This window comes from Kitasatospora sp. NPDC088548 (assembly GCF_044753005.1).
GTDB lineage: Bacteria > Actinomycetota > Actinomycetes > Streptomycetales > Streptomycetaceae > Kitasatospora.
The window spans coordinates 102,476-129,053 of record NZ_JBIVMI010000002.1 but is presented as its reverse complement, the minus strand read 5'-3'; the positions used below and the strand labels follow the sequence as shown (position 1 = coordinate 129,053).

Below are 26,578 nucleotides of genomic sequence, written 5' to 3'. Positions count from 1 at the left end.
CCGGGCGCCGCCGCTCCCGCCCGGGGGTTCAGGCCCCGGGCGCCTCCCGCAGCGCCCGCGCCATCAGCTCCGCCAGGTGCAGGGACTGGCGCCCCTGGGCGAGTTGGGAGATCTGGGTACGGCAGCTGAAGCCGTCGGCCAGGATCACGGTGTCGGCGGACGCGGCCCGGACCTCGGGCAGCAGGACCCGCTCGGCGATCGCCACCGAGACCTCGAAGTGCCCCTGCTCGAAGCCGAAGTTGCCGGCCAGTCCGCAGCAGCCGGAGTCCAGCACGCGGTTGTGCAGGCCCATCCGGGCCTCGACCCGGCGGTCGGCGGCGGTGCCGAGGACGGCGTGCTGGTGGCAGTGGGTCTGGGTGATGGCGTCCAGCGGGAGCCGCGGGAGCGGGGCGTCCGGCGCGTACGCGTCGATGAACTCGGCGAAGGTGCGGGTCCGTTCGGCCGCCGGGCGGCCTTCGGGACCGAGCAGGCGGGGCAGGTCCTCGCGCAGGGTGGCGGTGCAGCTCGGGTCCATGCCGACCACGGGGGTGTCGGCCGGCAGCCCGGTGCCGGCCAGCGCGCGCAGGCTGCGGCGCATCACCCGCCGGGCGGTGCCGAGTTGGCCGGTGGAGTACCAGGTCAGGCCGCAGCAGACCGGCCCGGACGGCAGCCGGACGTCGAAGCCCAGATGCTCCAGTACCTCGACGGCGGAGCGGAGCACGCCGGGCTGGAGATGCTCGGAGAAGGTGTCCGGCCAGAGCAGGACGGGCCGCGCGCCCACCGGGGCGGGGTGCGCGGCGCGGTGGCGCCGGTACCAGCGGGTGAAGGTCTCCGGCGGGAAGACCGGGACCACCCGCCGCGGGTCGATCCCGCCGAGCCGCTTCAGCGGGCCCGCGACGGGGGAGCGGGCGATCAGGTTGGCCGCGCCGGGGGCGAGGGCGGCGGCCCGCAGCCAGAGCGGCAGCCAGCCCATCGAGAGGTGCGCGGCCGGCCGCGGCCGGTGCCGGTAGTGCTGGTACAGGAACTCGGTCCGGTAGGTGGCCATGTCGACGTGGACGGGGCAGTCGCTCGCGCACCCCTTGCAGCCGAGGCAGAGGTCCAGGGCCTCCCGGACCTCCGGCGAGCGCCAGCCGTCCGGGATCGACTCGCCGCGCAGCATCTCGGCGAGCAGCCGGGCCCGGCCCCGGGTGGAGTGGCGTTCCTCGCTGGTCGCCATGTAGCTGGGGCACATCACCCCGGTGCTGGTGTCGACGCACTTGCCGACCCCGACGCACCGGTGCACGGCCTTCAGCAGGCTGCCGTCGTCACCCGGGTACGGGAGCGCGAGCGGCAGCGGGCGGACCGGCCCGGCGAAGCGCAGATCGGCGTCCAGCGGGCGCGGGTCCACCAGCGCACCCGGGTTGAGGACGTTGCCCGGATCCCAGATCCGCTTGAACTCCCCGAACAGGCCGATGATTTCGGACGGGTACATCCGGCTCAGCAACTCGGCGCGGGCCTGGCCGTCGCCGTGCTCACCGGAGAGCGAACCGCCGTACGAGACCACGAGATCGGCCGCCTGCTCCATGAACTCCCGGAAGACCAGCACCCCTTGGGGCTCGGTCAACGGAAAGTCGATCCGCAGGTGGACGCAGCCCTCGCCGAAGTGCCCGTACGGAACGCCGCGCAGACTGTGGCGGCGAAGCAGCGCCCGCAGGTCGCGCAGATAGTCGCCGAGCCGCTCCGGCGGCACCGCGGAGTCCTCCCACCCGGGCCAGGCCTCGATCCCCCCTCCGGCCGCGCCGCCCGGCAGCCGGGTGACGATCCCGGCGGCGGCCTCGCGCACCCCCCAGAGCTGCCGCTGCTCGCCGGGATCGGTCACCACGGTGGCGGTGGCCGGGCGCTCCCGCCGTACGGTGTCGGCGAGGAGGCGCGCGGCGTCGAGCGCCTCGGCCGGCGTCGTGCCGCCGGTCTCCAGGAAGAGCCAGCACGCGCCCTCGGGCAGCCGGTCCAGCGCGGGCGGTCGGGGGCCGGCCGCGAGCAGGGCGGCGATCAGGTCGGCGGCCATGCCCTCGACGGTCAGCGGGCGCAGCGGCAGCAGGGCGGGGACGGCGTCGGCGGCCGCGCCCTCGTCGGGGTAGCCGGCCACCACCAGGGCGCGGGCGGCCGGCTCCTCGACCAGGCGGACGGTGGCGCCGAGCAGCAGCGCGCAGGTGCCCTCGGTGCCGGTGAGCGCGCGGGCGAGGTGGTGGCCGTGCTCGGGCAGCAGCGCGTCCAGCGGGTAGCCGGAGGTGCGGCGCGGCAGGCTCGGCATGCCCTGGCGGATGGTGGCCAGGTTGCGGTCGGTGAAGTCCTGGAGGTCCCGGTGGAGTTCGCCCACCCGGCCGGGGAACGCCCGCAGCGCGGCGCGTTCGGCGGGGCCGAGCGCGCCGCCGACGGTCAGTTCGGTGCCGTCGGCGAGCAGCAGGTCCAGCGACTCGACGTTGTCGCTGGTGCGGCCCCAGACCACCGAGTGCGCACCGCAGGAGTCGTTGCCGATCATGCCGCCGAGCGTGCACCGGCTGTGCGTGGACGGGTCCGGCCCGAACCGCAGACCGTGGCGGCGGGCGGCCCGTTGCAGGTCGTCCAGGACGGCGCCGGGCTCGACCCGGGCGGTGCGGCGCTCCGGGTCCACGTCGAGGACGGCGCCGAGGTGGCGGCGGAAGTCCAGCACGACGGCTCCCGGGCCGATCGCCTGCCCGCCGACGCTGGTGCCGGCCCCGCGCGCCACCACCGGAACGCCGTACTGCCCGCAGAGCGCGAGCGCCGTGCGCACGTCGTCCAGGTCGGCCGGTTTGACCACGCCGAGTGGCAGGTGGCGGTAGTTGGACGCGTCCTGGCTGTAGACGGCCCGCTCGGCCGCGCCGAACCGGACCTCGCCGCGCAGTGTGGCGGCCAGCTCGCGGGCCAGATCGGTGCCGGGGGTGGCGGAGGGGCGGCTCATACGGGTCCTCCCGGTACGGTTCGGCGGGCGGGGCGGCAGAGGTCCCGCCGATCATCGCAGCCGGACGCCGGGACGGGTACGGGCCACCCCGGCGTGCGGCCGACGGAGTGGCGCGTACCCGCACCCGGCCCTGGCACCCGCACCCGCCTTCGACCCGGGCGCCGTCGGACCGGGTCGTTCACCGGGCCGTTCACCGGGCCGTCAGGCCGAGGCCTTCCGGCGGGCCGAGCCGGTGAGCGTCCCGCGCGCGATGTGCGAGAGCTTGGCCATCTCGAAGGCCGGGTAGGCGCCGCCCGCCAGCAGCGAGAACTTGACGCCCTCGCGACCGGCCGGCCGCCGGTGGCCCGGGGGCTGGAACCGGCGGTGGTGTTCGGCGGCGCGGTGGAAGAACTGGGGGCGCTCGGCGCGGGCCACGCACCCGGCGAGGTCGAAGACGAACAGGTAGTGCCGGATCATCCGGGTGAAGAGGGCGTCGCGGACGGCGTCCAGCCCGGGCCGCTCGTCCAGCAGGGCGAAGCTCCGCTCGTACTGCTCGAAGATGTCGAAGCGGCTGCTGCCGGGCGAGCCCACGGGGTGGACGGTCTCCCGGCGCCGCAACTGGACGCAGGCGCGCGGCAGGACGGCGATCCGCCCGGCGGCCAGCATCGCCCGGTGGGCGACCGGGATCTCCTCGTACCGGCCGTCGGGGAAGGCGAGGCCGTGGTCGTGCCAGAGGTCGCGGCGCAGCAGCCGGTCCCAGACCAGGGCGGGCGCGCCGAACAGCGCGGGCCGGTCGAGCGGCCCGGCCACCTCCGGCCCGGCCTCGGCCAGCAGTGTCTCCGCGCCACCGGGCCAGTCGCGCCCGGCGTGGTGGCGGGTGTGCCCAAAGAGCAGGACGTCCACCGGCCCGGTCCGGTCGAGCCGGTCGGCCAGCGTCCGGAGGCCGTCCCGGGGCAGCAGGTGGTCGGCGTCCAGGAACAGCAGGTACTCGCCCACCGCCCGGGCGGCCCCCGCGTTGCGGCTGACACCGACGCCGACGGCCGCGTCGAGGCGGAGGACGGAGATCCGGGGGTGGCGCGCCGCGAAGGCGTCCACGAGACCGGCCGGGCAGTCGGGGGAGCGGTCCGCGACCACGACGACCTCGAAGTCGCGGAAGGACTGGCCGACGAGTGAGTCCAGGCAGTCCGCCAGCTGTTTCCGCTGGTCATAGGCGGGGAGCACGACGCTGATCAGGGGTGAGGGCATGACGCCGGAGCGTAGGAGCGCCTGCGGGAGGTGGCAAAGCCCCGCAGGCGCTCAATTCTGATCAATACCCGTCAAAACGTACGTACGTCCGCCATATCTTCACCCGGTATGCCGGATGTGTCCACGCCGGTGAGCCGCCGCCGATCAGTACCAGTGGTGGGACTGCCAGAAGGACCAGGCGCCGCAGGGGCTGCCGTAACGGGAGTTCATGTAGTCCAGGCCCCACTTGATCTGGGTGGCGGGGTTGGTGCGCCAGTCGGAGCCGGCGGAGGCCATCTTGGAGGCGGGGAGGGCCTGGACCAGGCCGTAGGCGCCGGAGGAGGCGTTGGTGGCGCTGGGGTTCCAGCTGCTCTCGTGGGAGACGATGTTGCTGAAGCACTGGAACTGGCCGGCCGGGACCATCTGGGCGGCGATCTCGCGGGGGCTGCCGGAGTACGTGGGCTTGCTGTTGAGGTCGGAGCGCGCCTGGGAGCGGGAGGCGGCGGCCTCGGCGTCCGCCTTGGCCTTCGCGTCGGCCTCGGCCTGAGCGGCGGCCTGCGCCTGGGCGGCGGCGTCCGCCTCGGCCTGAGCCTGGGCGGCGGCCTGCGCCTCTGCCTGCGCCTGTGCCTCTGCCTGCGCCTGTGCCTCGGCCTCCGCCTGGGCGGCGGCGGCAGCCGTCGCGTCCGCCTGGGCCTGGTCCCCGACCGGTCGGCCGTCCACGGAGACACCGGCCACCGGGGCGGTGGCCTCGGCGCCGTTGCCGCCGCTCTGCGGGATGGCGAGGGCGGCGGTGGCCGCGCCGGCCACCACGAGGGTGGTGACACCGGTGATCAGGGAGTTTCGGCGGGCATGGCTGAGCTGCATGGAGCGGGCGATCCTTTTCCGTCGGGGGCCGTGCCGGTGGCACGCGGGGGCCGGACATCGCGCGAGCGTGCTCGGGGGGAGCGGGCCCGCGGTGCCGTCCGGGACGGCCGTGGCGCCCCGGCGGAGGAACTGCGGGGCGGGCGGGGTACGCGGTGGGTGGTGCGGTCCGCGCTGCCTGGCGACGGGCCATTCTTGGCAGAGCCCGGGACGGGCGGCAAAGGCGCTCGGTACTACGGCCGGTAGTGGACACGGCGGGTGCGGACGACGAAGCGCCCGGCCGAGGCCGGGCGCTTTGAAAGGTTTTGTCCGATTGAGGCAATCGATGGGCTCGGGGCGCCTCGTCGTCGAACGACGGGGTGGAGCGGGCCGGTGGCCTGGGTTCTTCCGGGGCGGCGGGGAGTGCCCGCGCCCCGGAGCCCCGGGTGGGCGGCGCGCTTCCGTCCGCCGGAGCCGGTCCGGCCCGGGGGTGACCACTATCGGCGGCAGTAGGTGGCAAAACCCGTGTGGGCGGCCTCACACGCCGGGGCGGCCCGGGCGGCGGGGAGTGGCGCAGGGTGACCGGCGGGTCACCGGTTCAGGGGGTCGGGTGCGGGTCGGGCCCGGCGACCGCCCGCGGAGGAGCGCTCGCGTACGGGTTGCCCGGGACGGGCGGCCCGGACCGGTCGTAGGGGGGCACATCCGGCACGGCCGCCCCGCCGACGGCCTCCGGTCCGTCGGCGCCCGCCTCCGTGCCCGCCTCCGCATCCTCGGCGCCCTCCTCGACCGGCACCAGGTCGCGGGCCAGCAGCGTGGCACCGGCCACCGCGCCGGGCATGGCGAGGACCGTCACCAGCGGGATCAGGAACGCCAGGATCAGCGGCACCCCGAAGCCGAGCGAGAGCCCGAGCCGGGCGCGCAGCAGCCGGATCCGTTCGCGCTGCGGCACCCCGCGCCGCTGGAGGCCCACCGCCGTCAGCTCGACCGCGAGGAAGAAGCCGGACACCAGGAACCCGGCCGCCGGTACCACCGTCTGCCCCACCACCGGGATGAACCCGCAGACGAACAGCGGGATGCCGAACCCGGCCACCCGGACCAGCACGAACAGGCTGTCCCGCGCCGCGGTCCACAGCTCGCGCCAGAGCGGGACGTCCGGCGGGGTGGGCGCGCCGCCCTCGCTCTCGTCGACCTTCGCGCAGAGCGACTCGTAGAACGGCTGCCCGACCAGCAGGGTGACCGCGGTGAAGGTGATCAGCGAGATCAGCAGCCCGCCGCCGAAGACGACCGCGGCGAGCGCGGTGCGCAGCAGGCCCTGCCACGGCGAGCCCCAGCCGTCCGCGAACGGGGTGGCCCACTCGGCGAGGTCGTCCGACCAGCCCCCGAGGAACACCAGCGCCACCGCGTACCCGGCCAGGGTGAGCAGCGCGGGCAGCATCCCGAACGCCCACCAGCGGCCGTGCCGCCCCACCCACCTCTGGCCCTTGACCAGGTATCCCATCCCCGCCGCAAGATCTCGCACAGCACGAAAGCGTAGGGGCTCCCGGTCCGCGGGTCATGTCCGTTCCGTCACGAGCGGGTACCGGAACGCCGCCGGGCCCGGAAGCCTCCGCATCGGCTTCCGGGCCCGGCGTTCCCTGGGCGGTGCGGTGGCTCAGGCAGCCGCCGCCACCGCCGTCCGCCGCCGGCGGCCCACCACGGCCGACGCCACCAGCACGATCGCTGCGGCGACCAGCGACAAGTACATCTGTTTCCGCCCGTCGGCGTCCGTGAACATGTACGCCACCACGAACCCGATCATGCCGATGGCGGTCCAGGTCAGGTACGGGTACAGCCACATCCGCACGGTCAGGCGCTCGGGGGTCTCGCGCTCGATGATCCGCCGCATCCGCAGCTGCGAGAAGCAGATCACCAGCCAGACGAAGAGCGCCACCGCACCGGAGGAGTTCAGCAGGAAGGCGAAGACGGTGTTGGGGGAGGTGTAGTTGAAGAAGACGGCGACGAAGCCGAAGACCACCGAGGAGAGGATCGCGACCCGCGGCACCCCGCGCTTGGTCACCGAGGCGAACGCCCTGGGGGCGTCCCCGCGCCGGCCGAGCGAGAAGGCCATCCGGGAGGCGGTGTACATCCCGGAGTTGAGGCAGGACAGCACGGCGGTCAGCACGATCACGTCCATCACCTGGGCGGCGCCCGGGATCCCTATGTGCTCCAGCACGGCCACGTACGGGCTGCCCTTGACCGAGGCGGCGTCCCACGGCAGCAGGGTCACCACCAGCAGGATCGAGCCCAGGTAGAAGATCCCGATCCGCCAGATCACGCTGTTGGTCGCCTTGCGGACCGCCCTCTGCGGGTCCTCCGACTCGCCGGCCGCCAGGGTGACGATCTCGCTGCCCATGAAGGCGAAGACGACCGTGAGCATGCCGGTGAACACCGCCCCCACGCCGTGCGGCAGGAAGCCGCCGTGGCCGGTCAGGTTCGTCATCCCGACCGCGTGGGTGCCGGGCAGCAGCCCGAACGCGGCCAGCGTGCCGACCACCAGGAAGGCGGCGATCGCCACCACCTTGATCCCGGCGAACCAGAACTCGAACTCGCCGTAGGAGGCGACCGAGAACAGGTTGGTCGCGGTCAGTACCGCCATCACGATCAGTGCGAACGCCCACTGCGGCACGCCCGGCATCCAGTTGTTGAGGATCTTCGCGCCGGCGGTGGCCTCCACGGCGAGCACCACGACCCAGAAGAACCAGTACAGCCAGCCGATGCTGAACCCGGCCCACCGGCCGAGCGCCCGGTCCGCGTACGCCGAGAACGAGCCGCTCTGCGGATCGGCCGCCGCCATCTCGCCGAGCATCCGCATCACCAGGACGACCAGCACGCCGGCGAGGGTGTACGAGAGCAGGATGCCGGGGCCGGTGGTCGCGATGCCCGCGCCGGAGCCGACGAACAGGCCGGCGCCGATCACACCGCCGATCGCGATCATCGACAGGTGGCGGTTCTTGAGTCCCGCCTTCAGGTGACCGTCGGCCGGGGGTGGGGTGGAGCCGCCGGCGGGGGGCGAGACGGCGGGGGTGGTGGTTTCCGCACTCATCAAGGGTGCCTGTGCCTTTCCAGCGCGGCCTGCCCCTCGGCACGTGCGCCGGAGGGTGGGGGGACGGATCCGCGCATTGCGGTGCAACCTACTTTCTCCTTCCGCATATCGGAACAACGTTCTGGTAAATGTTCGCTCACCGGACATAAAGGGGCAGGTCAGAGCGGGTGAAATGGGGTCCGGAAAAGCTCAGATCTGACGCAGCGAAAGGCGCTCGGGAGGTGCTGGAGCCCGGCGCGGGGATTCGTCAACGGGCCGTACATACTGGCGGCGTGATGATCGCCTTCTTGGTGCTCGGCCTCCTCGCCGTCCTCGCCTTGCTGACCCTGGCACACTGGTATCTCTGGCGGCGCCTGGTGCGCGACGTCTCCACGCCGGGCGGCTGGTGGCGCAGGGCCGGTACGGTGCTCGCCGTCCTGCTGCCCCTGCTCGCGGTCGGCGCCCTGGTCGGCGGGCGCGCGCTGCCGCTGGCCGTCGAGCGGTGGCTGGCCTGGCCCGGCTACCTCTGGCTCGCGGTGCTGCTCTACCTGCTGCTGGCGCTCGCCGTGGGCGAGGCCGTCCGGCCGCTGCTGCTCCGGCTGCCGCGCCGGCACACTGTGGAGCCAACCGCCCTGGAAGAAAAGGAAACTGATGAATCGTCGGTCATGGCCCCCTCGCCGGAGCGCCGGCTGTTCGTCGCCCGCACGGTCGCGATCGGCGCCGCGGGCGCGGCCGCGGCCGTCGTCGGCAACGGTACGTACGGCGTGCTGCGCGGGCCGCGGCTGAAGCAGGTCACCGTGCCGCTCGCGAAGCTGCCCGCGCGGGCCCACGGCTACCGGATCGCCGTCGTCAGCGACATCCACCTCGGTCCGATCCTGGGCCGCGCGCACACCCGGCGGATCGTCGACACCATCAACGGCGCGCAGCCGGACCTGATCGCCGTCGTGGGGGATCTGGTGGACGGCTCGGTGGCCGAACTCGGCCGCGAAGCCGAACCGTTGGCCCGGTTGAGGGCGCGCGACGGCGCCTACTTCGTCACCGGCAACCACGAGTACTTCTCCGGCGCCGGGCCCTGGGTCGACTTCATCCGCGAACTGGGCGTCCACCCGCTGCAGAACGCGCGGGTCGAGCTGGCCGGCTTCGACCTGGCCGGGGTCAACGACATCGCCGGGCGGGACCAGGGGGACGGCCCGGACTTCGGCAAGGCGCTCGGCGACCGCGACCGGGCCCGTACCTCCGTCCTGCTCTCGCACCAGCCGGTGACCATCCACGACGCCGTCCGGCACGGCGTCGACCTCCAGCTCTCCGGCCACACCCACGGCGGCCAGCTCTGGCCCGGCAACTACCTGGCCGAACTCGCCAACCCGACCGTGGCCGGCCTGGAACGCTACGGCGACACCCAGCTCTACGTGACCCGTGGCGCGGGCGCCTGGGGCCCACCGGTCCGGGTCGGCGCGCCGTCCGACATCACCATCGTCACGCTGGCCTCGTTGCAGGTCTGATCCCCGGTGCCCCCGCCCGGCGGCGAGGTGCCGGGCGCACCGCTCGCCGATGGGCCGCGGGGCGCCTGGCCGGCCCGGAGGTGCGGGCGGTGCGGGCGGTGCGGGGGCGTGGTGTCGGGGCGACGGCATGGACTCTCCGGGGAAAGGGATTTGACGGTCCGTCACCCGGGCGGGGGCGCGAAATGATCGAATCCCGATGCTAGGGCTTGTCCGACGAATCGCGTCGCATCAGCGCGCGGCGGGAATCGTCGGACAAGCCCTGGGCGGAGGAATGTCCGAATCGGCCGAAGACACGGCACGGTGCTCTCCCCGGTCCGGGTGGCGGCCCGCCCCGGCGCCGGGGGCTACCGCTCGGTCACGTCCAGCAGGGTGATCCGTCGGGCGTCCGTCGGCCGCCCGGTGAGACGGGCGGCCAGGATCCGCGGGATGTCGCGCTCCTGCGAGTACCCGGGCAGCACGGTGACGTCCGCCCGCCGCACCCCGGCCCGGCCGGCCACCGTGTACGTCACGCGGTAGACCGTCCGCTCCGGTGGCGGGGGCGGGCAGCCGGGCCGCTCCACGCCGCGCACCGCGTCCACCTCCTCGCGCCGCCGCCCATTCTCCGCCCGGACGGGCCCGGCGGCGATCCTGTGGCCGATCGGGGTAAAGGCGGGCAGAGTGGGAATCTCCGGAGCGGGATGCTCCGATGAGCGGGAACCTCCGGGAAGGGGCGACCCCATGCAGACCACCTGGAAGGGGACGATCAGCTTCGGGCTGGTCAGCATCCCCGTTCACCTGTACTCCGCCACCCAGGAGCACGACGTCCCGCTGCACCAGGTGCACGCCAGGGACGGGGGGCGGGTGCGGATGAAGCGGTACTGCGAGCGGGAGGAGAAGGAGGTCCCGTACGCGGAGATCGCCAAGGGCTACGAGTCGCCCGACGGGCGGACCGTCACGCTCACCGACGAGGACCTCGCCGACCTGCCGCTGCCCAGCAAGAAGATCATCGACGTGCTGGCCTTCGTCGACGCCGCCGAGATCGACCCGCTGATGTTCTCCAAGGCGTACTACGTCGGCGTCGCCGACCAGGCCGCCGCCAAGCCGTACGCCCTGCTGCGCGACGCGCTCACCGAGTCCGGTCGGATCGCGGTCACCAAGATCGCGCTGCGGACCAGGGAGTCGCCGGCCGTCCTGCGGGTGCACGACGGGACACTGGTGCTCCAGACCTGCATCTGGCCCGACGAGGTCCGCTCGGCGGCCGGCATCGCCCCCGAGGAGGACATCGCCGTCCGGCCGCAGGAGCTCAGGATGGCGCGCTCGCTCATGGACACCCTCTCCGAGGGCTTCGACCTCTCCCAGCTCCACGACGACTACCAGCAGGCGCTCCAGCAGGTCGTCGAGGCCCGGATCCAGGGGGTGGAGGTGCCGCACGAGGAGGAGCCGGGCGAGGCGCCGGACAACGTCATCGACCTGATGGAGGCGCTGCGCAGCAGCCTCCGGCAGGCCAGGGGCGGGCACCGGGGGCGGGCAGCCGAGGCGCCGCCCGACGCGGAGGCGGCAGCCGGGGAGCCGGAGTCGGAGGCGGCGGCGCCACGCAAGCGCGCCCCCGCGAAGAAGCCCGCCGCCGGGACCCGGACCGCGAAGGAGGCGTCCGTGAAGAGCGCGTCAGTGAAGAGCACAACCGCGAAGAAGACCACCACCAGGAAGTCCGCAGCTCCCCGCAAGGCCTCGTGAGCTGCTCACCGGCAGTCCCCCCGACGTCCGGAGGCGATCCAGATGGACCTGTTGACCTACAAGGAACTCGACACCGGCCCCGAAGCCCCGCAGCATCCGAGCCGGGCGCACCGGGCCTGGCACGCCCTGCTCGGCCTCAGCCCGACGGCGGTCGTGTTCATGGTCGCGCTCTCGCTCGGGCTCGGCGCGATCGGAGCGCAGGTGAGCTGGCTCCCGATGCTGGTGATCTTCAGCATCGTGTGGGGCCTGACCCTGATCGCGCTGGGCGGCGTGGTCGCGCGCTGGCTGACGCCCGGCCGGGGCAGGCACCGCATGGCGGGCTGACCCGGCCGGGGACGCCGACCGGAGGGGCGGGTCGGACGCCGGTCGGCGGGTGTGCCGGGGTTCAGGCGAGCCACACCGTGGTGACGTTGCAGAACTCCCGGATCCCGTGCCCGGACAGCTCCCGCCCGAACCCCGAGCGCTTGACGCCGCCGAACGGCAGCGCCGGGTGCGAGGCCGTCATGCCGTTGAAGAACACCCCACCCGCCTGGATGTCCCGGACGAAGCGCTCCTGCTCGGCCGGGTCGTCGGTCCAGACGTTGGAGCTGAGCCCGAACGGCGTGTCGTTGGCCAGGGCCACCGCCTCGTCCAGGTCCGCCGCCCGGTAGACGGTGGCGACCGGCCCGAAGGTCTCCTCCTGGTGGACGCGCATCGCCGGGGTGATGCCGGTCAGGACGGTCGGCTCGTAGAACCAGCCGTCGTCCCACCCCTCGGGGCGACGGCCGCCGCACTCCACCCGGGCGCCGTGCGCGCGGGCGTCCTCGACCAGTTCCTCCAGGTCGGCGCGGCCCTGGCGGCTGGCCAGCGGGCCGACGTCCGTCGCCTCGTCCAGCGGGTCGCCGACCGTCAGCGCCCGCATCGCCTCGGTGAACGCGGCGGTGAACCGCTCGTAGACGTCCGTGTGCACGATGAAGCGCTTGGCGGCGATGCAGGACTGCCCGTTGTTCTGCGCCCGGGCGCGGACGGCGGTGCGCACGGCGGCGTCCAGGTCGGCGCTCGGCAGCACCACGAACGGGTCGCTGCCGCCCAGCTCCAGCACGGCCTTCTTCACCTCGTCCGCGGCCGTCGCGGCGACCGCCCGCCCGGCCGGCTCGCTGCCGGTGAGCGTGACCGCGGCCACCCGGCGGTCGCGGATCACGTCTTCGACGGCGTCCGAGCCGATCAGCAGCGTCTGGAAGCAGCCCTCGGGGAAGCCGGCCCGGCGGAACAGCTCCTCCAGGGCCAGCGCGGTGCGGGGCACGTTGGACGCGTGCTTGAGCAGGCCGACATTGCCCGCCATCAGCGCGGGCGCGGCGAACCGGACGACCTGCCAGAGGGGGAAGTTCCAGGGCATCACGGCCAGCACCACGCCGAGCGGACGGTAGCGGACGTAGGCGCGGGCGGCGCCGGAGTCGGCGACGTCGGCCTGGTCCGGGTGCTCGTCGGCGAGCAGTTCCTCGGCGTGCTCGGCGTACCAGCGCATCGCCTTGGCGCACTTGGCGGTCTCGGCGCGGGCGGCCGTCAGCGGTTTGCCCATCTCCTCGGTCATCGTGCGGGAGACGGCCTCCTGGTCCTCGTCCAGCAGGTCGGCGGCGCGGCGCAGCAGTTCGGCGCGGTGGGCGAAGGAGGTGAGGCGGTGGGCGCCGAAGGCGGCCTCGGCGCGGGCCAGCCGCTGCTCGACACCGGCGGCGTCGAGCGGTTCGAAGGTCTCCAGGGTCTTGCCGGTCGCGGGGTTGACGCTGGCGATGGGCATCGGGGGCTCCCAGAGGGTCGCGGTCCGTGGGGTCTGATCCTCCACCCTCGCCGACGTCCCACCCCGGGCCCGCCACCGCCGCCCGGCGTGTCCCGCCGGGCGGCGGCCGGTCCGGCGCAGCCCGCCCCTACTCCGGCAGCGACTCCACCCGGGCCGCCGCCTCCCGGGCCCGGGCCCCGGCCCTGGTCCGGGCCGCGGTGACCTGCCGGTTGGGGAACCGGCGCAGGAACTCCGCCTCCAGCTCACCGGTTCGCGGGGTGTGCCGGTTCAGCGCCTCCTCCGAGCCGTACAGGAAGGTCTCGTGGCGGGTGCGGTGCAGCTGCTCCAGCTCGTGCAGCAGCGTGTCGTTCCCCAGGGCGTGCGCGGAGATGCCCGCGGGTCTGGGGTGCGGAGCGTCGGGGTGCCGCATGTCCGTTTACCTCCTCGGCGGAGCCGCGCAGGACCAACCCCCTCTGGCGTTACTCGTTCCCCGCCCGGCGCCCGGGATAACTCGATCGGATCATAGGATGGTTCTTTACGCCTGTTTGTCCCTCTGTGCGTCCCGCCGCGCCCTCCTTCGATCCCCTCCCCGTCGACCGAAACGAATCACGCATGCCCCTCCCCAAGGCCGAACTCCACCTGCACATCGAAGGCACCCTGGAGCCCGAGCTCGCCTTCGCCCTCGCCGCCCGCAACGGCATCACCCTCCCGTACGCGGACACCGAGGAGCTGCGCCGCGCGTACTCCTTCAGCGACCTGCAGTCCTTCCTCGACCTGTACTACGCGCTGATGGCCGTCCTGCGGACCGAGGACGACTTCGCCGACCTCGCCGACGCCTACCTGGCCAGGGCCGCCGAGCAGGGTGTCCGGCACGCCGAGATCTTCTTCGACCCGCAGGCGCACACGGCACGCGGCGTCCCGCTCGGCACCGTGGTCCAGGGGCTCACCCGCGCCCTCGCCCGCGCCGAGGAGCGGTACGGCATCAGCACCCGGCTGATCATGTGCTTCCTGCGCGACCAGTCCGCCGAGTCGGCCCTGGAGACCTTCGAGGCCGCCCGCCCCTACTTCGACCGGATCTCCGGCATCGGCCTGGACTCGGCCGAGGTCGGCAACCCGCCGGCCAAGTTCCGCGAGGTCTACCGCCGTGCCGCCGAGGCCGGGCTGCGCCGCGTCGCCCACGCCGGCGAGGAGGGCCCGGCCGGCTACATCACCGAGGCCCTGGACGTCCTCGGCGTCGAGCGCATCGACCACGGTCTGCGCTGCCTGGAGGACGCCGACCTGGTCGACCGCCTCGTCCGCGAGCAGATCCCGCTCACCCTCTGCCCGCTCTCCAACGTCCGGCTGCGCTGCATCGACACCCTCGCCGACCACCCGCTGCGCACCATGCTCGCGGCCGGCCTGCTGGTCACCGTCAACTCCGACGACCCGGCGTACTTCGGCGGCTACGTCGACGACAACTTCCGCGCCGTCGAGGCCGCGCTCGACCTCGACCCCGAGACGCTGCGCCTGCTGGCCGCGAACTCCTTCCGCGCGTCCTTCCTGGACGACGAGCGCCGCGCCCTCCTGCTCGCCGAGGTCGCCGCGTACGAGTTCGGGCGCACCGTGGCCTGACGCCCGTCAGGAGACCGGGGTCCTCCCGTCCGTCCAGGCCCCGCGGTGGTCCGGGGCGGGCGGGAGGACGCGGCCGGGGGACTCAGAGCAGAGTGCTCCAGTAGTACCAGAACCGGTTGAGGATCAGCAGCGCGATCACCGCGTACCAGAGCGCCGGCACCACCCAGTGGTAGCGGGCGGCCTCCCGGACCACCGGGCGCAGCGCGCGCGGGGCCGGGATGACACCGGACCGCAGGTTGTGCAGGGTGGTGTACCAGAACAGCGGGATCATCGCCGCCCAGACCACCATGCAGTACGGGCAGAGCGCGCCGATCCGGTACAGCGCCTGGTACATCAGCCAGGTCACGAAGCCGATGCCGAAGACCGTCCCGGCCTGGAGGCCGAGCCAGAACCAGCGGCGGTACGTCGCCCCGGCCAGCAGACCGGCGCCGATCGCGATGACGACGGCGAAGCCGATCAGGCCGAGCAGCGAGTTGGGGAAGCCGAAGGCCTCGGCCTGGTCGCTGCGCATGACCGAGCCGCAGCTGATGATCGGGTTGATGTTGCAGTTGGGGACGTACGACGGGTCCTCGAGGAGCCGGATCTTGTCCAGGGTGAGGACGGCGGAGGCGAACAGCCCGATCGCCCCGCCGATCAGCAGCAGCAACGCGAAGGGCCGGCCCGCGCCGTACGTCCGGGGGGCGGTGGCGGGGGTGGCGGCCGTCATCCGGTCACCTGCTTGACCATGGCGGTGAACTGCTCGGGGCCGACCGGCCCGTTGCCTCCGAAGACCTCCAGCTTCCTGCCGTCCAGCTTGACCGTCGGGGTGCCGGTGACGCCGCTCTTGTCGAACGACTTGTTCACCTCGTTGGCCCACGGCGCGTAGGTGCCGTCCTGGACGGCCTTCACGAAGGCGTCCGTCTTCAGCCCCGGCACCTGGCCGGCCAGGTCGAGCAGGTGGTTGACGTCGCCGAAGGCGTCCTGGCGCTCGTCCGGCTGGTTGGCGTAGAGCACGTCGTGGAACTGCTTGAACTTGTCCACGCCCTCGTTCAGCGCGGCGCCGGCGGCGGCCAGCGCGGTGCGCGAGCCCTTGCCGCCCAGGCCCTTGTCCAGGAACGTCGCCAGATGGTACTCGATCTTGTACGTACCGTCGTCGGCGAGCTGCTGGATGGTCTTGCCGTTGGTGGTCTCCAACTGCTCGCAGTACGGGCAGCGGAAGTCCTCGTAGATCTCCAGGGTGTGCGGGGCGTCGGCCTTGCCGTAGGTGATCACGGTGCCGTCGGCGCCGCTCGCGTTGGCGGGGGTGACCAGCGGGCCGTTCGCCGCCGCGTCGCCGGGGCCGGAGGAGCCGCCGACGGCGAAGGCCACGCCCGCGGCCAGGGCGAGCACCGCGGCGGAGGCGGCGCCGACGATCGTCCGGCGGCGGATCTTCGCGGACCGCTCGGCGCGCAGGCGCTCCTCGCGCATCCGCTCGGTGGCGGCTCGGCGGGCGGCGGCCTTGGCGCCCCCGGCGTTCTGCGGGCGGGCGTTCTGCGGCTTCTTCGGGGTGTTGCTCATGGCGGGGTGTCGTCCTGTGCTCTCGGTCGGGAGGGATGCGGGCGCGCGAGGGCGCGGCGAGAGACCGGCGGAGGACCGCGGAAGGGAGGTGCTCAGCAGGCCGGGGCGAGCGCCGGCGGACCACGCCGGACGGCCGGGCGGGCCACCACGTCCTCGACCGGGACACGGACCCGGCTGGCACGCGGGAACGGCACCCGGGCCACCGGCCGGGCCGGGACGGGCGCGGCGAGCAGCAGCCGCCAGTGGGCGGCCGCCGGGAGGAAGTGCCGCAGGAAGTCGCCCAGCGTCCGGGCGGCCTGCGCCAGCCCGGTCAGCGCGGCGTCGGCACGGCGCAGCCAGAAGGCGCCGGTCAGCGCGATCGCGGTGTGCAGCAGAAGGAGCAGCGGCACCCCGGCCGACTCCGGGACGCCGTGGCCCAGCAGGAAGCCGCCGAGCGAGCCGCCGCCGCAGAGCAGCGGCTCGAAGCCGCGCGCGGTGCCGGGCGGCAGCGAGGGACAGGTGGTCTGGGCGAGGCCGAACAGGGCGCTCAGGCCCAGCTGCAGCGGCAGGAAGACCGCCGCGATCGCCGGGTAGCGGCGCTCGGAGCCGGCCAGGGCGAACGCCACCGCGAAGACGGCGACGCCGGCCGGTGCCAGCGTGCCCAGCGGCAGCGGACGGCCGGTGACCAGCACCTGACCGAGCCCGGCGAGCAGCACGACCAGCGCGGCGAAGACCGCCGCGCGGAGCGTCCTGGAGACCGGGCTGATGTCCATGGCATCCGAGTCTGCCACAGGTTGAAACGTGGACCACCGGGCCGAAGGTCCGCTGTGAAGATCCTCACCGCCCGTTCTGAGCTGGGCTTATGCGGCCCCTACCCGGGCTTCGACCAGATCGCGGAACAGCTTCAGGTCGGTCCGCACCGCCCGTTCGATCGCCCCGGCCTGGGCGAAGCCGTGCGGACCGCCGAACGCCTCGTGCACCGCCTCCGGGTCGTACTCGACGCGGATCTGCAGCCGGGTGTGGCCCGGGTCGAGCGGGAGCAGTGCGAAGGCGCCCCGCAACGGCAGGCCGGCCAGCGTCCGCCAGGACATCACCCGGCCCCGGCCCCGGTCGGTGATCTCGGTCTCCACGTCCTGTTCGGCGCCGTCGATCTCCACCCCGAGATGGGCCAGGTTCCGGCCGTGCGGGGAGGCGCTGCGCACCCCGGCGACGAACCGCGGATAGTCGTGGACCCGGTGCAGCTGCTCCCAGGCGGCCAGTACCGGGGCGTCGATGTCGATCTCTTCCTCGAGCGTGCTCATGCGGGGCGGACCTCCTTCTGCCCGGCCCTCCGGGCACCTCCAGCCTGCGCCCGTCGGCCGCCGGCGGGCAATGCGGGCGCGGCCGCGCGAGACTGGGCCCATGCCGGAGCTGCCCGAGGTCGAGGCCCTCAGCGCCTTTCTGTCCGAGCGACTGACCGGGCGCGTCGTCGCCCGGGTGCAGCCGGTGGCGATCAGCGTCCTCAAGACCTACGACCCGCCGGTGACGGCGCTGGAGGGGCGGACGGTCGGCCCGGTGACCCGGCACGGCAAGTTCCTGGACATCGAGGCGGGCGGCCTGCACCTGGTGGTCCACCTCGCCCGGGCCGGCTGGCTGCGCTGGAAGGACAGCCTGCCCGCCGAGCCCCCGCGCCCCGGCCCGAAGAACCCGCTCGCCCTACGGGTCCGCCTGGCCGGCCCGGCCGGCGACGGCTTCGACCTCACCGAGGCGGGCACCAGGAAGGGCCTGGCGGTGTACGTGGTGCAGGACCCGGCCGAGGTGCCCGGTGTCGCCCGGCTCGGCCCGGACCCGCTGGACCTGGCCTTCACCCTGGAGGCCTTCACGGCCCTGCTGAGCGGCGAGCGGCGCCGGCTCAAGGGCGTCCTGCGCGACCAGAGCGTGCTGGCGGGCGTGGGCAACGCCTACTCGGACGAGGTGCTGCACGCGGCACGGATGTCGCCGTACAAACTGGCGTCGAGCCTGACGCCGGAGGAGACGGCCCGGCTGTACGAGGCGCTCGGGTCGACCCTGCGCGAGGCGGTGGAGCGGTCGCGCGGGCTGGCGGCGGGGGAGCTGAAGGCGGAGAAGAAACTCGGCCTGCGGGTGCACGGCCGGGCCGGGCAGCCCTGCCCGGTCTGCGGGGACACCGTGCGCGAGGTGTCGTTCGCCGACTCCGCACTGCAGTACTGCCCGACCTGCCAGACCGGCGGCAGACCGCTCGCGGACCGGCGGCTGTCGCGGCTGCTGAAGTAGCGGGCCGGGCGGGCGGCGGGCCGGGGTGGGCCCGGCGCAGGCGGGGTGCCTGGGCCGGGCCGGACGCGCCCTACCTCTTCCGGGCGACCCCGCCCCAGTAGTAGGCGGCGGTCGGGTCGGCCGGCGGCTCGCCGTCCGGGCGCCAGGCCATGACGGGGGCGACGCCGGGCTCGATCAGCTCCCAGCCGTCGAAGAACCGGGCGACCTCGTCGCGGGTGCGCGGGACGAGGGTCATGCCGCCCTGGCGGGCCGCGGCGGCGACCTTGGCCACGCTCTCCGGGTCGAAGTCCTGGGTGGGGTGGGTGAGCGCGAGGCAGCTGCCGGACGGCAGGGCGTCGCGCAGCTCGGCGACCTTGCCCCACGGGTCGTCCTCGTCGGCGACCAGCATCAGGACGGCGATCATCAGCAGCCCGACCGGCTGGTCGAGGTCCAGCGTCGCGGTCAGCGCCGAGTCGGCGAACAGCTCGGTGGGCTTGCCCAGGTCGGCGTGGATGTACGTGGTGCGGCTGGCCGGGGTGCTGACCATCAGCGCCCGGGCGTGGGCCAGCACGATCGGGTCGTTGTCGACGTAGACCACACGGGTGCCGGGGCTGACCGACTCGGCGATCTCGTGGGTGTTGGGCGAGGTGGGGATGCCCGTCCCGAGGTCGAGGAACTGGCGGATGCCCTGCTCCCGGGCCAGGTAGCGGACGGCGCGGCCCTGAAAGGCCCGGTTCTCCTTGGCCATCGCCTTGACGCTCGGAACCGCCTGCTCGATGGCCTGGCCCATGGCGCGGTCCGGCGGGAAGTTGGTCTTGCCGCCCAGCCAGTAGTCGTAGACGCGTGCGGAGTGCGGGGCGTTGGTGTCGACGCCGAAACGTTCCCACTGGCTCAGCTCGGCGGGGTCATTGTCGCGCTGGTCGGAGAAGTCCTGACTTGTCGTCATGGCCACGTCCTCTGAAGACAGATCATCACACTGGGAGAGGTCAGCGTAGCGGTCCCGATGTGCCCGGGGTCACGCGGTCTGCGGATCGGTACGCGCTTGGGCCGTCGGGGTGGTGCTGAGGGCCGTCGGGGTTGCCCGTGGGAGGTGGGGCGGTTCGCGGGGGAAGCATTCAGCATGTTGTCTGATCGTCATACTATTTCGCGCAGATTGTTACTGGCCGCGGCGGGAATGTCGCTGGTCGAGGTCGCCGGCTGCCGTGGCCCGCTGGACGGCGACGGGGCCGCCGCGCCGACTACCGGGGCGGCCGCTCCTCCCGCGCGGGTGGCCGGGGTGGGCGGGGCGCCGGGCGCGTCCCCGCCGCCCACCGGTGCTCCACCCGACGGGGGTTCGGCCGCCCTCGCCCCGCCCGAGCTCGCCCCGCCCGGACTCGTCCCACCCGCCCTCGCCCCGGCCGCCGGGCAGGTGCTCACGGCGGCGGAACAGCGGCCGGTGTTCGAACTGGGCCCGGAGCGGAGGGTGGTCGCCCTCACCATCGACGACGGCCCGCACCCGCGCCACACGCCGGCCGTGCTGGCGCTGCTGCAGCAGTACGGGATCAGGGCCACGTTCTTCCTGATCGGCGAGAACGCGGCGGAAAACCCCGGACTGGTACAGGAGACCGTCGCCCGGGGTCACCACATCGGCAACCACACCTGGACCCACCCCGACCTGCGGCACCTGTCGGAGGAGAAGGTGCGCGACGAGTTGGGGCGCACCTCCGACCTGATCCACCGGATCACCGGCAAGGCGCCGACCTGGTTCCGCGCCCCCGGCGGGGACTGGGCGCCGGTCACGCTCAAGGTCAGTGCGGAACTGGGGATGCGGTCGATGGCCTGGACCGTGGACCCGACGGACTGGGCCGAGCCGGGAGCGGACGTGATCACCAGCCGGGTGCTGAAGGGTGTCCGGCCGGGCGCGATCGTGCTCAACCACGACGGTGGCGGGGACCGTTCGCAGACGGTGGCGGCGCTGAAGGCGTATCTGCCGGCGCTGATCGACTCCGGGTACTCCTTCACCGCACCGGCGGGCTGAGGTGCGGTTTCTCGTCGGAATGGGGTGCGAGTACGGAGACGCCCAGTAGCGGCTTTTGGGCTTGAACCACCCGAAAGAGTGGATAGGCAGGATCGTTTCCGCAGTTTTTGGGCCCCTAGGGTGATAACGCATCAATTCCCCAGGTACCGCCGAGTACCGCCCTGAAAGGGCCACCCCACATGCGTCTCCGCAACGCCGTGCTCGCCGCCGCCAGCGCGCTCGCCCTCGTTCTCGCCGTCCCCGTCTCCGCCGACGCCGCGGGCGGCGAGTTCCGCTACAAGTACCGGAACGCCCTGGGCGAGCAGCTCGGCGCGCTGTTCGACCCGCGCAGCGGCGAGTGCGTCAAGGTGCCGGAGGCCACCGAGGAGGAGGCGGCGTACACGCCCAGCAACCGCACCAACGCGGCGGCGACCGTCTACGCCGGCTTCGACTGCCGGGGTGGCGACTCGTACGTTCTGCGGCCGGGCGGGCAGGCGGGGAGCCGGCTGCTGGTCCGCTCGGTCAGGTTCTCGTAAGCGGCGCCGGCGATCGCCGGATCCGTCGGGTCGTCAATTCGTACGAAGCTCACGACAATGCGGCGATTGGTTGAGACCATTCCGGTGAACCGCCCGTGAACGCGGGCAGGTCGCGTGCACGACGACACCGGGAGCGGCCTTGCCGATTCGAACATCCGGGCTCGCCGCCCGGACCCGCAGACTGCTGGTCATCGCCGCCGTCCTGGCGCTGGCGGCCGCCGGTTTCGGCGTGCACCGCGCCATCGGCGGTGCCGGCCGTGACGGTGACGCGGACGGGGGCGCGGCGGCGCCCGCCGCGGCGCGCGGCCCGCGTACCGGTGACCGGATCATCCCTGCGCCGCTGTCCGTCGCGGCCGGTTCGGGCCCGGCCTTCAGGATCTCCGAGCGGACCGTCGTCCGGGTGGGGGCCGCCGGCGGTTCCGGCGGCGCCGAGGAGCAGGCCGTACGGGTGCGGGCCGTCGCCGAGCAACTGGCCGAGGCGCTGCGCCGGCCGACCGGCTTCCCGCTGACGGTGGAGGCCGGGGCGGGCGCCGCTCCGGCGGGGGCGGCCGAGGGCATCCGGCTCGAACTCGACCCCGCGATGCCGGAGGAGACCGGCGACGAGGGCTACCGGCTGACGGCCGACTCCGCGGCCGTCCGGATCGCCGCCCGCACCCCGGCCGGGCTCTACCGGGGTACCCAGACGCTCCGCCAACTGCTGCCCCCGCAGGTCGAGAGCCGGTCACGGGTGACCGACGGGACGGACTGGACGGTCGCCTCCGTCGACATCGACGACCACCCGCGCTACGCCTACCGGGGCGCCATGCTCGACGTGGCGCGGCACTTCTTCACCCCGGACGAGGTCAAGGGGTACATCGACCGGCTGGCCCTGTACAAGGTCAACCACCTGCATCTGCACCTGACCGACGACCAGGGCTGGCGGATCGCCGTCCCCGCCCGGCCCGCCCTCACCGAGATCGGGGCGAGCAGCGAGGTCGGCGGCACGCCCGGCGGCTTCTACACCGCGGCCGACTACCAGGAGATCGTCCGTTACGCGCAGGAGCGCTTCCTCACCGTCGTCCCCGAGATCGACCTGCCCGGGCACAGCAACGCGGTGCTCGCCTCCTACCCCGAGCTGGACTGCACCCGCAGCGCGCGGCCCTGGCCGTACACCGGGATCGAGGTCGGCTTCAGCACGGTCTGCCCCACCGGGGACGCGGTCTTCGCCTTCACCGGCGACGTGGTCGCCGAGCTCGCCCGGCTCACCCCCGGCCCGTATCTGCACATCGGTGGCGACGAGGTGAAGAAGCTGGCGCCCGCCGACTACCAGGAGTTCGTCCGCCGGGTGAGCGCCCAGGTGGTCGCGGCCGGGAAGATCCCGGTCGGCTGGAACCAGACCGCGGCGGCCGCCGGTCCCGGCGGGGTCGGGCTGCTGCAGTACTGGGACGCCAACGGCGGCCACGAGCAGGAGGTCAGGGAGGCGGCCGGCCGCGGCGCCAAGGTGATCATGTCCCCGGCGGGCCGGACCTATCTGGACATGAAGTACGACAGCTCGTACCCGCTGGGGCTGCGCTGGGCCGGGACGGTCGACGTCTGGTCCGCCTACTCCTGGGATCCGGACACCCTGAACGCCGCCCTGCCGGCCGGCTCCGTCGTGGGCGTCGAGGCCCCGCTGTGGACGGAGACCCTGAGCAGCCCCGCCGAGCTGGACCTGATGCTGCTGCCGCGGCTGCCCGCCATCGCCGAGCTGGGCTGGTCCCCGAAGACCGCCCACGACTGGGAGCGGTTCCGGCAGCGGCTCGCCGAGGAGGGCGCGCGCTGGGAGGCGGCCGGTTTCGGGTACGAGAAGCGCTCGGAGGTGCCCTGGCCGGTGACCGCGCGGTAGGCGTGGGCGGTGCGGCGGCGTTCAGGGCGTTTCGGGGCGGGTGGCCGGGGCGGACGGTCGGACGTAGGTTCGAAGTGTCCGGCCCGGTCGCGTGGCGGAGCACGCCGGCGCCCGGCCGTGCCGTGGGCGCAGAGTGAAGGAGGGCGGCGATGACCGGCAACGGCTACGCACACCCCGAGGCGCTGGTCGGCACCGAGTGGCTGGCGCACCACCTGGACGACGGGACGATCCGCGTCGTCGAGGTGGACGAGGACACCACCGCGTACGACCGGGACCACATCCCCGGTGCGGTCGGCTGGAACTGGACCACCGACCTGCACAGCCGGGTCGGCCGCGACTACGCCGACCGCGAGGCCGTGCAGGCGCTGCTGCGCGCGGCCGGCGTGGAGGACGACACCACCGTGGTGCTGTACGGCGGCAACAACAACTGGTTCGCCGCGTACGCCTACTGGCTGCTGCGCCTGCGCGGCTTCGGACCGGTGCGGCTGCTGGACGGCGGGCGCAAGAAGTGGGAGCTGGAGGGGCGCGAGCGCACCCAGGAGGTCATGGACTACCAGCACACCGGCTACCGGCTGGCCGGCCCGGAGCGCCCCGAGCTGCGGGCGCTGCGCGACGAGGTGCTGACCAAGGCGGAGGTGTTCGCCAAGCCCGGTTCGGACGTCGTGCTGGTGGACGTCCGCTCGCCCGCCGAGTACCGGGGCGAGCTGCTGGCGCCGGCGCACCTGCCGCAGGAGCAGGCGCAGGTGCCCGGACACATCCCCGGCGCGGTGAACATCCCGTGGTCGCAGGCGGCCAACGACGACGGCACCTTCCGCTCGGCGGACGAACTGCGCGCCCTGTACGGGGGGAAGGGCGTGGAGGAGGAGCGCGAGGTGATCGCGTACTGCCGGATCGGCGAGCGGTCGGCGCACACCTGGTTCGCGCTGACCGAGCTGCTGGGCTACCCGCACGTCAAGAACTACGACGGCTCGTGGACGGAGTACGGCTCCCTGGTCCGGGCACCGGTGACACTGGGCGGGTGAGCCGGGTACGAGGCCCGGGCGGCGCGACGGGGTGCCGGCCGACTGGGGAGCGTTTCGGCTCGTTTCTTCTTATGAAAATCTCATAACTTAGGCGTGAGCGGGGGTCCGCTGGGACAGGGTTCGATCCAACCCACTGTCCCAGTAACCCTGGAGGACCATCGTGCGCAAGAGGCTGATCGTCTCTGCTGCCAGCGCTCTCGCTCTGCTCCTGGCCGTTCCCGCGTCGGCCGCGACGCCCTCGCCGGGGGCGGCGGGGGTCGGGGATCCGTACTACCCGACGTACGGCAACGGCGGATATGACGTCTCGCACTACGACATCCGGCTGAAATACCAGCCCGCCACCGACCTGCTGGAGGGCACCACCACGATTCTGGCCACGGCCACGCAGGACCTCTCCCGGTTCAACCTGGACTTCGTGCTCGACGTCCAGCAGGTGCTGGTGAACGGGCGGGCGGCCAGGTTCGCCAGCACCGGTGAGGCGGAGCTGGAGATCACCCCGGACCGGCCGATCGCCAAGGGGAGCCCGGTGACGGTGGTCGTCCGGTACTCCGGGGTGCCGGGGGAGGTGGAGCGGGACGGGTACTCGGCCTGGCTGCGGACGCCGGACGGGGGCGTCGCGGCGAACGAGCCGGTGGCCGCCTGGTGGTGGTTCCCGAGCAACGACCACCCGACCGACAAGGCCACCTTCGATGTGTCGGTCCTGGTGCCGGACGGTACCCAGGTGATCAGCAACGGCCTCTCCACCGGGCAGAGTTCGCGGGCCGGCTGGACCCGGTACAACTGGCGCCAGACCAAGCCGCAGGCCACCTATCTGGCCACCCTGGCGATCGGCCGGTTCGATGTCAGGACCGACACCACACCGAGCGGACTGCCCGTCATCACCGCGTACAGCAAGGACCTCGGCGAGAACGACGGGGCGGCGCGGGCCAGTGTCGAGCGCACCGGCGAACTGGTGGACTGGCTGAGCGGCTACTTCGGCGAGTACCCGTTCACCTCGGTCGGCGGGTACGTGCCCAACGTGCCCACCGGCTACGCGCTGGAGACCCAGACCCAGATCTTCTACAGCCCCGCGCAGTTCGCGCGCGGTGCCAACACCTCGGTCGTCGTCCACGAGCTGGCCCACCAGTGGTACGGGGACAGCGTCTCCGTCCAGCGGTGGAGCGACATCTGGCTCAACGAGGGCTTCGCACGGTACTCGCAGTGGCTCTGGTCGGAGCACGAGAACGAGGGCACGGCGCAGGAGATCGCCGACTACGTGTACTCCTACTACCCGGCGAACGACGCGTTCTGGACCGTCAAGCCGGGCGACCCGGGCGCGGACCACCAGTTCTCCAGCGCCGTCTACGACCGGGGCGCGGTGGCCGTCCAGGCGCTGCGGAACACCGTCGGCGACGAGAAGTTCTTCCAGATCCTCAAGGGCTGGCCGACCGAGCGCCGCTACGGCAACGCCACCGTCCAGCAGTTCCAGGCGTACGCGGAGCGGATCTCCGGGAAGAAGCTCGGGGACCTCTTCACCACCTGGCTGTTCACGCCCTCCAAGCCGGCGGTCCCGTCGGCGGGGGCTCCGGCGAAGGCGGCGGCCGGGCCGGCGTCCGCGGCGGCGGCGCTGCCGCAGGAGCCCAGGTCGTGGAAGAAGATCCAGGAGACCAACTCGCTGCACGACAACGGGAGCGGCCACGGCCGCTGACCGGCTGTGGATGATGTGACGGGCACAGTCCGGCCGGACCGTGCCCGTCACGACGGGGTGGTGCCGAGGTACGACCAGGCGGGGAGCGCGCCGGTCAGCCGCGGGCGAGGAGGCGGGCCTCGTCCTCGGGGGAGAAGCCGTGGCCGAGGGGCGGCTCGCCGCGGGCGCGGTCCCAGGCCAGGACGTCGGCGGCGGTCACGGCGAGCGGGGTGGCGGGCAGGCCGGCGGCGCGGGCGCGGGCCGGGCTGCGCCGCTGGGCCGGCCAGAGCGGTTCGGCGTGGACGAGCGGGAAGAACGGGGGCGCGGTGTCGGCCGGGACGGGGACGATCTCGACCTGGGCGCCCGCCACCTCGGCGCAGGTGGTGATCAGCCCGGCCAGGGTGGTCGGTTCGGCCGGGCCGACGGCGTGGAAGGCCCCGGGGCGGTCGTCCTCCAGCAGACGGACCACCAGCCGGGCGAGGTCGCGGGAGTCGACGAGCTGGACCGGCTGCTCGGGCCGGCCGGGCAGCGCGACCCGGCCACCGCGCGCGGCCCGCCGCACCCAGTAGGTGAGCCCGGACTGCGGGTCGTGGGGGCCGGCGACCTTGCCGGGCCGCACGATCGTCGCCCGGCCGCCGTACCGGGCGGTCACGTCGTCCTCGCAGGCCGCCTTGAGCGGGCCGTAGGTGTCCTCGCTCAGCTCCTCGGTGTCGCGCACCGGGGCGCGGCGCGGGGTGGACTCGTCCGAGCCCGGACCGGTGCGGGTGTACACCGCCTGGCTGGAGATGAACAGGTACCGGCCGACCCGGTCGCCGAGCGCGTCCATCGCCTGCCCGACGTGGCGCGGCAGATACCCGCTCACGTCGACCACGGCGTCCCAGCGGCCGGTGCCCAGGGCCGCGTAGTCGCCGGTGTCGCGGTCGCCGATCAGCCGGGCGGCGGCGGGGAACAGGTCGCGGCCGGTCCGGCCCCGGGTGAACAGGGTGACCTCGGCGCCGGTGCGCAGGGCGTCGTCGACGATCGCGCGGCCGACGAAGGAGGTGCCGCCCAGGACGAGGATTCGCATGGCGCCGACGGTAGCGGCACCGGCGCGGCCGTGTCGACGCGT

24 protein-coding genes are annotated in these 26,578 nt (G+C 73.6%); 10 read left to right on the top strand and 14 right to left on the bottom strand.

Translation table 11 applies throughout. From position 1 onward, the window contains the following. Positions 1 to 28 precede the first annotated feature (28 nt). From ACIP82_RS03590 to ACIP82_RS03570, 5 genes are all read right to left on the bottom strand, one after another. Positions 29 to 2,938, bottom strand: a complete 2,910-nt coding sequence (locus tag ACIP82_RS03590; RefSeq protein ID WP_400650464.1) for an FAD-binding and (Fe-S)-binding domain-containing protein — start codon at positions 2,936 to 2,938, stop codon at positions 29 to 31. Positions 2,939 to 3,139: 201 nt separating this feature from the next. After that, on the bottom strand, positions 3,140 to 4,162 hold the full coding sequence (locus ACIP82_RS03585) for a glycosyltransferase (protein ID WP_363604978.1): 1,023 nt from the start codon (positions 4,160 to 4,162) through the stop codon (positions 3,140 to 3,142). A gap of 144 nt (positions 4,163 to 4,306) precedes the next feature. After that, positions 4,307 to 5,005 (bottom strand): transglycosylase SLT domain-containing protein, encoded by a 699-nt coding sequence (locus ACIP82_RS03580; protein ID WP_400650462.1) that lies wholly within the window; start codon positions 5,003 to 5,005, stop codon positions 4,307 to 4,309. A 574-nt stretch (positions 5,006 to 5,579) separates the two neighbouring features. Continuing rightward, complete coding sequence (locus ACIP82_RS03575; protein WP_400650459.1) at positions 5,580 to 6,500, bottom strand: EI24 domain-containing protein; 921 nt, start codon at positions 6,498 to 6,500, stop codon at positions 5,580 to 5,582. A 132-nt stretch (positions 6,501 to 6,632) separates the two neighbouring features. Continuing rightward, positions 6,633 to 8,063: an amino acid permease gene (locus ACIP82_RS03570; protein ID WP_363604974.1), complete on the bottom strand. Its 1,431-nt coding sequence runs from the start codon at positions 8,061 to 8,063 to the stop codon at positions 6,633 to 6,635. Between the two features lie 275 nt (positions 8,064 to 8,338). Between ACIP82_RS03570 and ACIP82_RS03565 the strand changes: the two genes are divergently transcribed. Next, positions 8,339 to 9,544: a metallophosphoesterase gene (locus ACIP82_RS03565; RefSeq protein ID WP_400651132.1), complete on the top strand. Its 1,206-nt coding sequence runs from the start codon at positions 8,339 to 8,341 to the stop codon at positions 9,542 to 9,544. A gap of 344 nt (positions 9,545 to 9,888) precedes the next feature. Here the strand turns inward: ACIP82_RS03565 and ACIP82_RS03560 are convergent, their stop codons facing one another. Then, a complete protein-coding gene (locus ACIP82_RS03560; protein ID WP_400650457.1) occupies positions 9,889 to 10,122 on the bottom strand; it encodes a hypothetical protein in 234 nt (77 codons plus the stop codon). Between the two features lie 139 nt (positions 10,123 to 10,261). On the opposite strand from ACIP82_RS03560, the gene ACIP82_RS03555 reads away from it, so the two are divergent. Beyond that, complete coding sequence (locus tag ACIP82_RS03555; RefSeq protein ID WP_400650454.1) at positions 10,262 to 11,257, top strand: Ku protein; 996 nt, start codon at positions 10,262 to 10,264, stop codon at positions 11,255 to 11,257. 42 nt (positions 11,258 to 11,299) lie between these two features. Then, positions 11,300 to 11,581: a hypothetical protein gene (locus ACIP82_RS03550; protein WP_363604970.1), complete on the top strand. Its 282-nt coding sequence runs from the start codon at positions 11,300 to 11,302 to the stop codon at positions 11,579 to 11,581. A gap of 61 nt (positions 11,582 to 11,642) precedes the next feature. Here ACIP82_RS03550 and ACIP82_RS03545 read toward each other — a convergent pair whose 3' ends face one another. Together ACIP82_RS03545 and ACIP82_RS03540 are read right to left on the bottom strand one after the other, a co-directional pair. Beyond that, entirely contained in the window at positions 11,643 to 13,031 is a 1,389-nt protein-coding gene (locus ACIP82_RS03545; protein WP_400650451.1) for an NADP-dependent succinic semialdehyde dehydrogenase, read from the bottom strand. Positions 13,032 to 13,158: 127 nt separating this feature from the next. After that, a complete protein-coding gene (locus ACIP82_RS03540) occupies positions 13,159 to 13,440 on the bottom strand; it encodes a DUF6158 family protein (protein WP_400650449.1) in 282 nt (93 codons plus the stop codon). Positions 13,441 to 13,622: 182 nt separating this feature from the next. Between ACIP82_RS03540 and ACIP82_RS03535 the strand changes: the two genes are divergently transcribed. After that, positions 13,623 to 14,621: an adenosine deaminase gene (locus ACIP82_RS03535; protein ID WP_363604965.1), complete on the top strand. Its 999-nt coding sequence runs from the start codon at positions 13,623 to 13,625 to the stop codon at positions 14,619 to 14,621. Between the two features lie 82 nt (positions 14,622 to 14,703). Here ACIP82_RS03535 and ACIP82_RS03530 read toward each other — a convergent pair whose 3' ends face one another. The 4 genes from ACIP82_RS03530 to ACIP82_RS03515 all read right to left on the bottom strand — a co-directional run bounded on the left by ACIP82_RS03530 (position 14,704) and on the right by ACIP82_RS03515 (position 17,437). Next, positions 14,704 to 15,327 (bottom strand): vitamin K epoxide reductase family protein, encoded by a 624-nt coding sequence (locus tag ACIP82_RS03530; protein ID WP_400650447.1) that lies wholly within the window; start codon positions 15,325 to 15,327, stop codon positions 14,704 to 14,706. After that, positions 15,324 to 16,157, bottom strand: a complete 834-nt coding sequence (locus ACIP82_RS03525) for a DsbA family protein (protein WP_400650444.1) — start codon at positions 16,155 to 16,157, stop codon at positions 15,324 to 15,326. The genes ACIP82_RS03530 and ACIP82_RS03525 overlap by 4 nt, the downstream gene beginning before the upstream one ends. Positions 16,158 to 16,249: 92 nt before the next feature. Continuing rightward, a complete protein-coding gene (locus ACIP82_RS03520; RefSeq protein WP_363604961.1) occupies positions 16,250 to 16,909 on the bottom strand; it encodes a hypothetical protein in 660 nt (219 codons plus the stop codon). Positions 16,910 to 16,996: 87 nt separating this feature from the next. Next, positions 16,997 to 17,437, bottom strand: coding sequence for an SRPBCC family protein (locus ACIP82_RS03515; RefSeq protein ID WP_363604959.1), 441 nt, complete (start codon positions 17,435 to 17,437; stop codon positions 16,997 to 16,999). 100 nt (positions 17,438 to 17,537) lie between these two features. Here ACIP82_RS03515 and ACIP82_RS03510 point away from each other — a divergent pair, with 100 nt between their 5' ends. Continuing rightward, complete coding sequence (locus ACIP82_RS03510) at positions 17,538 to 18,407, top strand: DNA-formamidopyrimidine glycosylase family protein (protein ID WP_363604957.1); 870 nt, start codon at positions 17,538 to 17,540, stop codon at positions 18,405 to 18,407. 70 nt (positions 18,408 to 18,477) lie between these two features. On the opposite strand, the gene ACIP82_RS03505 is transcribed toward ACIP82_RS03510, so the two are convergent. Beyond that, on the bottom strand, positions 18,478 to 19,332 hold the full coding sequence (locus ACIP82_RS03505; RefSeq protein ID WP_363604955.1) for an SAM-dependent methyltransferase: 855 nt from the start codon (positions 19,330 to 19,332) through the stop codon (positions 18,478 to 18,480). Positions 19,333 to 19,539: 207 nt separating this feature from the next. Here ACIP82_RS03505 and ACIP82_RS03500 point away from each other — a divergent pair, with 207 nt between their 5' ends. From ACIP82_RS03500 to ACIP82_RS03480, 5 genes are all read left to right on the top strand, one after another. Next, positions 19,540 to 20,403: a polysaccharide deacetylase family protein gene (locus tag ACIP82_RS03500; RefSeq protein WP_400650440.1), complete on the top strand. Its 864-nt coding sequence runs from the start codon at positions 19,540 to 19,542 to the stop codon at positions 20,401 to 20,403. Between the two features lie 179 nt (positions 20,404 to 20,582). Continuing rightward, positions 20,583 to 20,918, top strand: a complete 336-nt coding sequence (locus ACIP82_RS03495) for a hypothetical protein (RefSeq protein ID WP_400650438.1) — start codon at positions 20,583 to 20,585, stop codon at positions 20,916 to 20,918. A 139-nt stretch (positions 20,919 to 21,057) separates the two neighbouring features. Next, a complete protein-coding gene (locus ACIP82_RS03490; RefSeq protein ID WP_400650436.1) occupies positions 21,058 to 22,782 on the top strand; it encodes a family 20 glycosylhydrolase in 1,725 nt (574 codons plus the stop codon). A 149-nt stretch (positions 22,783 to 22,931) separates the two neighbouring features. Continuing rightward, a complete protein-coding gene (locus ACIP82_RS03485) occupies positions 22,932 to 23,804 on the top strand; it encodes a sulfurtransferase (protein WP_363604949.1) in 873 nt (290 codons plus the stop codon). A 160-nt stretch (positions 23,805 to 23,964) separates the two neighbouring features. Continuing rightward, positions 23,965 to 25,491 (top strand): M1 family metallopeptidase, encoded by a 1,527-nt coding sequence (locus tag ACIP82_RS03480; RefSeq protein ID WP_400650434.1) that lies wholly within the window; start codon positions 23,965 to 23,967, stop codon positions 25,489 to 25,491. A 94-nt stretch (positions 25,492 to 25,585) separates the two neighbouring features. Here ACIP82_RS03480 and ACIP82_RS03475 read toward each other — a convergent pair whose 3' ends face one another. Then, complete coding sequence (locus tag ACIP82_RS03475) at positions 25,586 to 26,536, bottom strand: NAD-dependent epimerase/dehydratase family protein (protein WP_400650432.1); 951 nt, start codon at positions 26,534 to 26,536, stop codon at positions 25,586 to 25,588. Positions 26,537 to 26,578 lie beyond the last annotated feature (42 nt).

What these genes read in the sequence shown, in the direction of transcription:
- ACIP82_RS03545 (WP_400650451.1), bottom strand. Translation starts at nt 13,031, where the DNA reads ATGCCCATCGCCAGCGTCAACCCCGCGACCGGCAAGACCCTGGAGACC.
- ACIP82_RS03590 (WP_400650464.1), bottom strand. Translation starts at nt 2,938, where the DNA reads ATGAGCCGCCCCTCCGCCACCCCCGGCACCGATCTGGCCCGCGAGCTG.
- ACIP82_RS03525 (WP_400650444.1), bottom strand. Translation starts at nt 16,157, where the DNA reads ATGAGCAACACCCCGAAGAAGCCGCAGAACGCCCGCCCGCAGAACGCC.
- ACIP82_RS03580 (WP_400650462.1), bottom strand. Translation starts at nt 5,005, where the DNA reads ATGCAGCTCAGCCATGCCCGCCGAAACTCCCTGATCACCGGTGTCACC.
- ACIP82_RS03510 (WP_363604957.1), top strand. Translation starts at nt 17,538, where the DNA reads ATGCCGGAGCTGCCCGAGGTCGAGGCCCTCAGCGCCTTTCTGTCCGAG.
- ACIP82_RS03530 (WP_400650447.1), bottom strand. Translation starts at nt 15,327, where the DNA reads ATGACGGCCGCCACCCCCGCCACCGCCCCCCGGACGTACGGCGCGGGC.
- ACIP82_RS03540 (WP_400650449.1), bottom strand. Translation starts at nt 13,440, where the DNA reads ATGCGGCACCCCGACGCTCCGCACCCCAGACCCGCGGGCATCTCCGCG.
- ACIP82_RS03520 (WP_363604961.1), bottom strand. Translation starts at nt 16,909, where the DNA reads ATGGACATCAGCCCGGTCTCCAGGACGCTCCGCGCGGCGGTCTTCGCC.
- ACIP82_RS03550 (WP_363604970.1), top strand. Translation starts at nt 11,300, where the DNA reads ATGGACCTGTTGACCTACAAGGAACTCGACACCGGCCCCGAAGCCCCG.
- ACIP82_RS03495 (WP_400650438.1), top strand. Translation starts at nt 20,583, where the DNA reads ATGCGTCTCCGCAACGCCGTGCTCGCCGCCGCCAGCGCGCTCGCCCTC.
- ACIP82_RS03555 (WP_400650454.1), top strand. Translation starts at nt 10,262, where the DNA reads ATGCAGACCACCTGGAAGGGGACGATCAGCTTCGGGCTGGTCAGCATC.
- ACIP82_RS03585 (WP_363604978.1), bottom strand. Translation starts at nt 4,162, where the DNA reads ATGCCCTCACCCCTGATCAGCGTCGTGCTCCCCGCCTATGACCAGCGG.
- ACIP82_RS03475 (WP_400650432.1), bottom strand. Translation starts at nt 26,536, where the DNA reads ATGCGAATCCTCGTCCTGGGCGGCACCTCCTTCGTCGGCCGCGCGATC.
- ACIP82_RS03505 (WP_363604955.1), bottom strand. Translation starts at nt 19,332, where the DNA reads ATGACGACAAGTCAGGACTTCTCCGACCAGCGCGACAATGACCCCGCC.
- ACIP82_RS03485 (WP_363604949.1), top strand. Translation starts at nt 22,932, where the DNA reads ATGACCGGCAACGGCTACGCACACCCCGAGGCGCTGGTCGGCACCGAG.
- ACIP82_RS03535 (WP_363604965.1), top strand. Translation starts at nt 13,623, where the DNA reads ATGCCCCTCCCCAAGGCCGAACTCCACCTGCACATCGAAGGCACCCTG.
- ACIP82_RS03565 (WP_400651132.1), top strand. Translation starts at nt 8,339, where the DNA reads ATGATCGCCTTCTTGGTGCTCGGCCTCCTCGCCGTCCTCGCCTTGCTG.
- ACIP82_RS03570 (WP_363604974.1), bottom strand. Translation starts at nt 8,063, where the DNA reads ATGAGTGCGGAAACCACCACCCCCGCCGTCTCGCCCCCCGCCGGCGGC.
- ACIP82_RS03515 (WP_363604959.1), bottom strand. Translation starts at nt 17,437, where the DNA reads ATGAGCACGCTCGAGGAAGAGATCGACATCGACGCCCCGGTACTGGCC.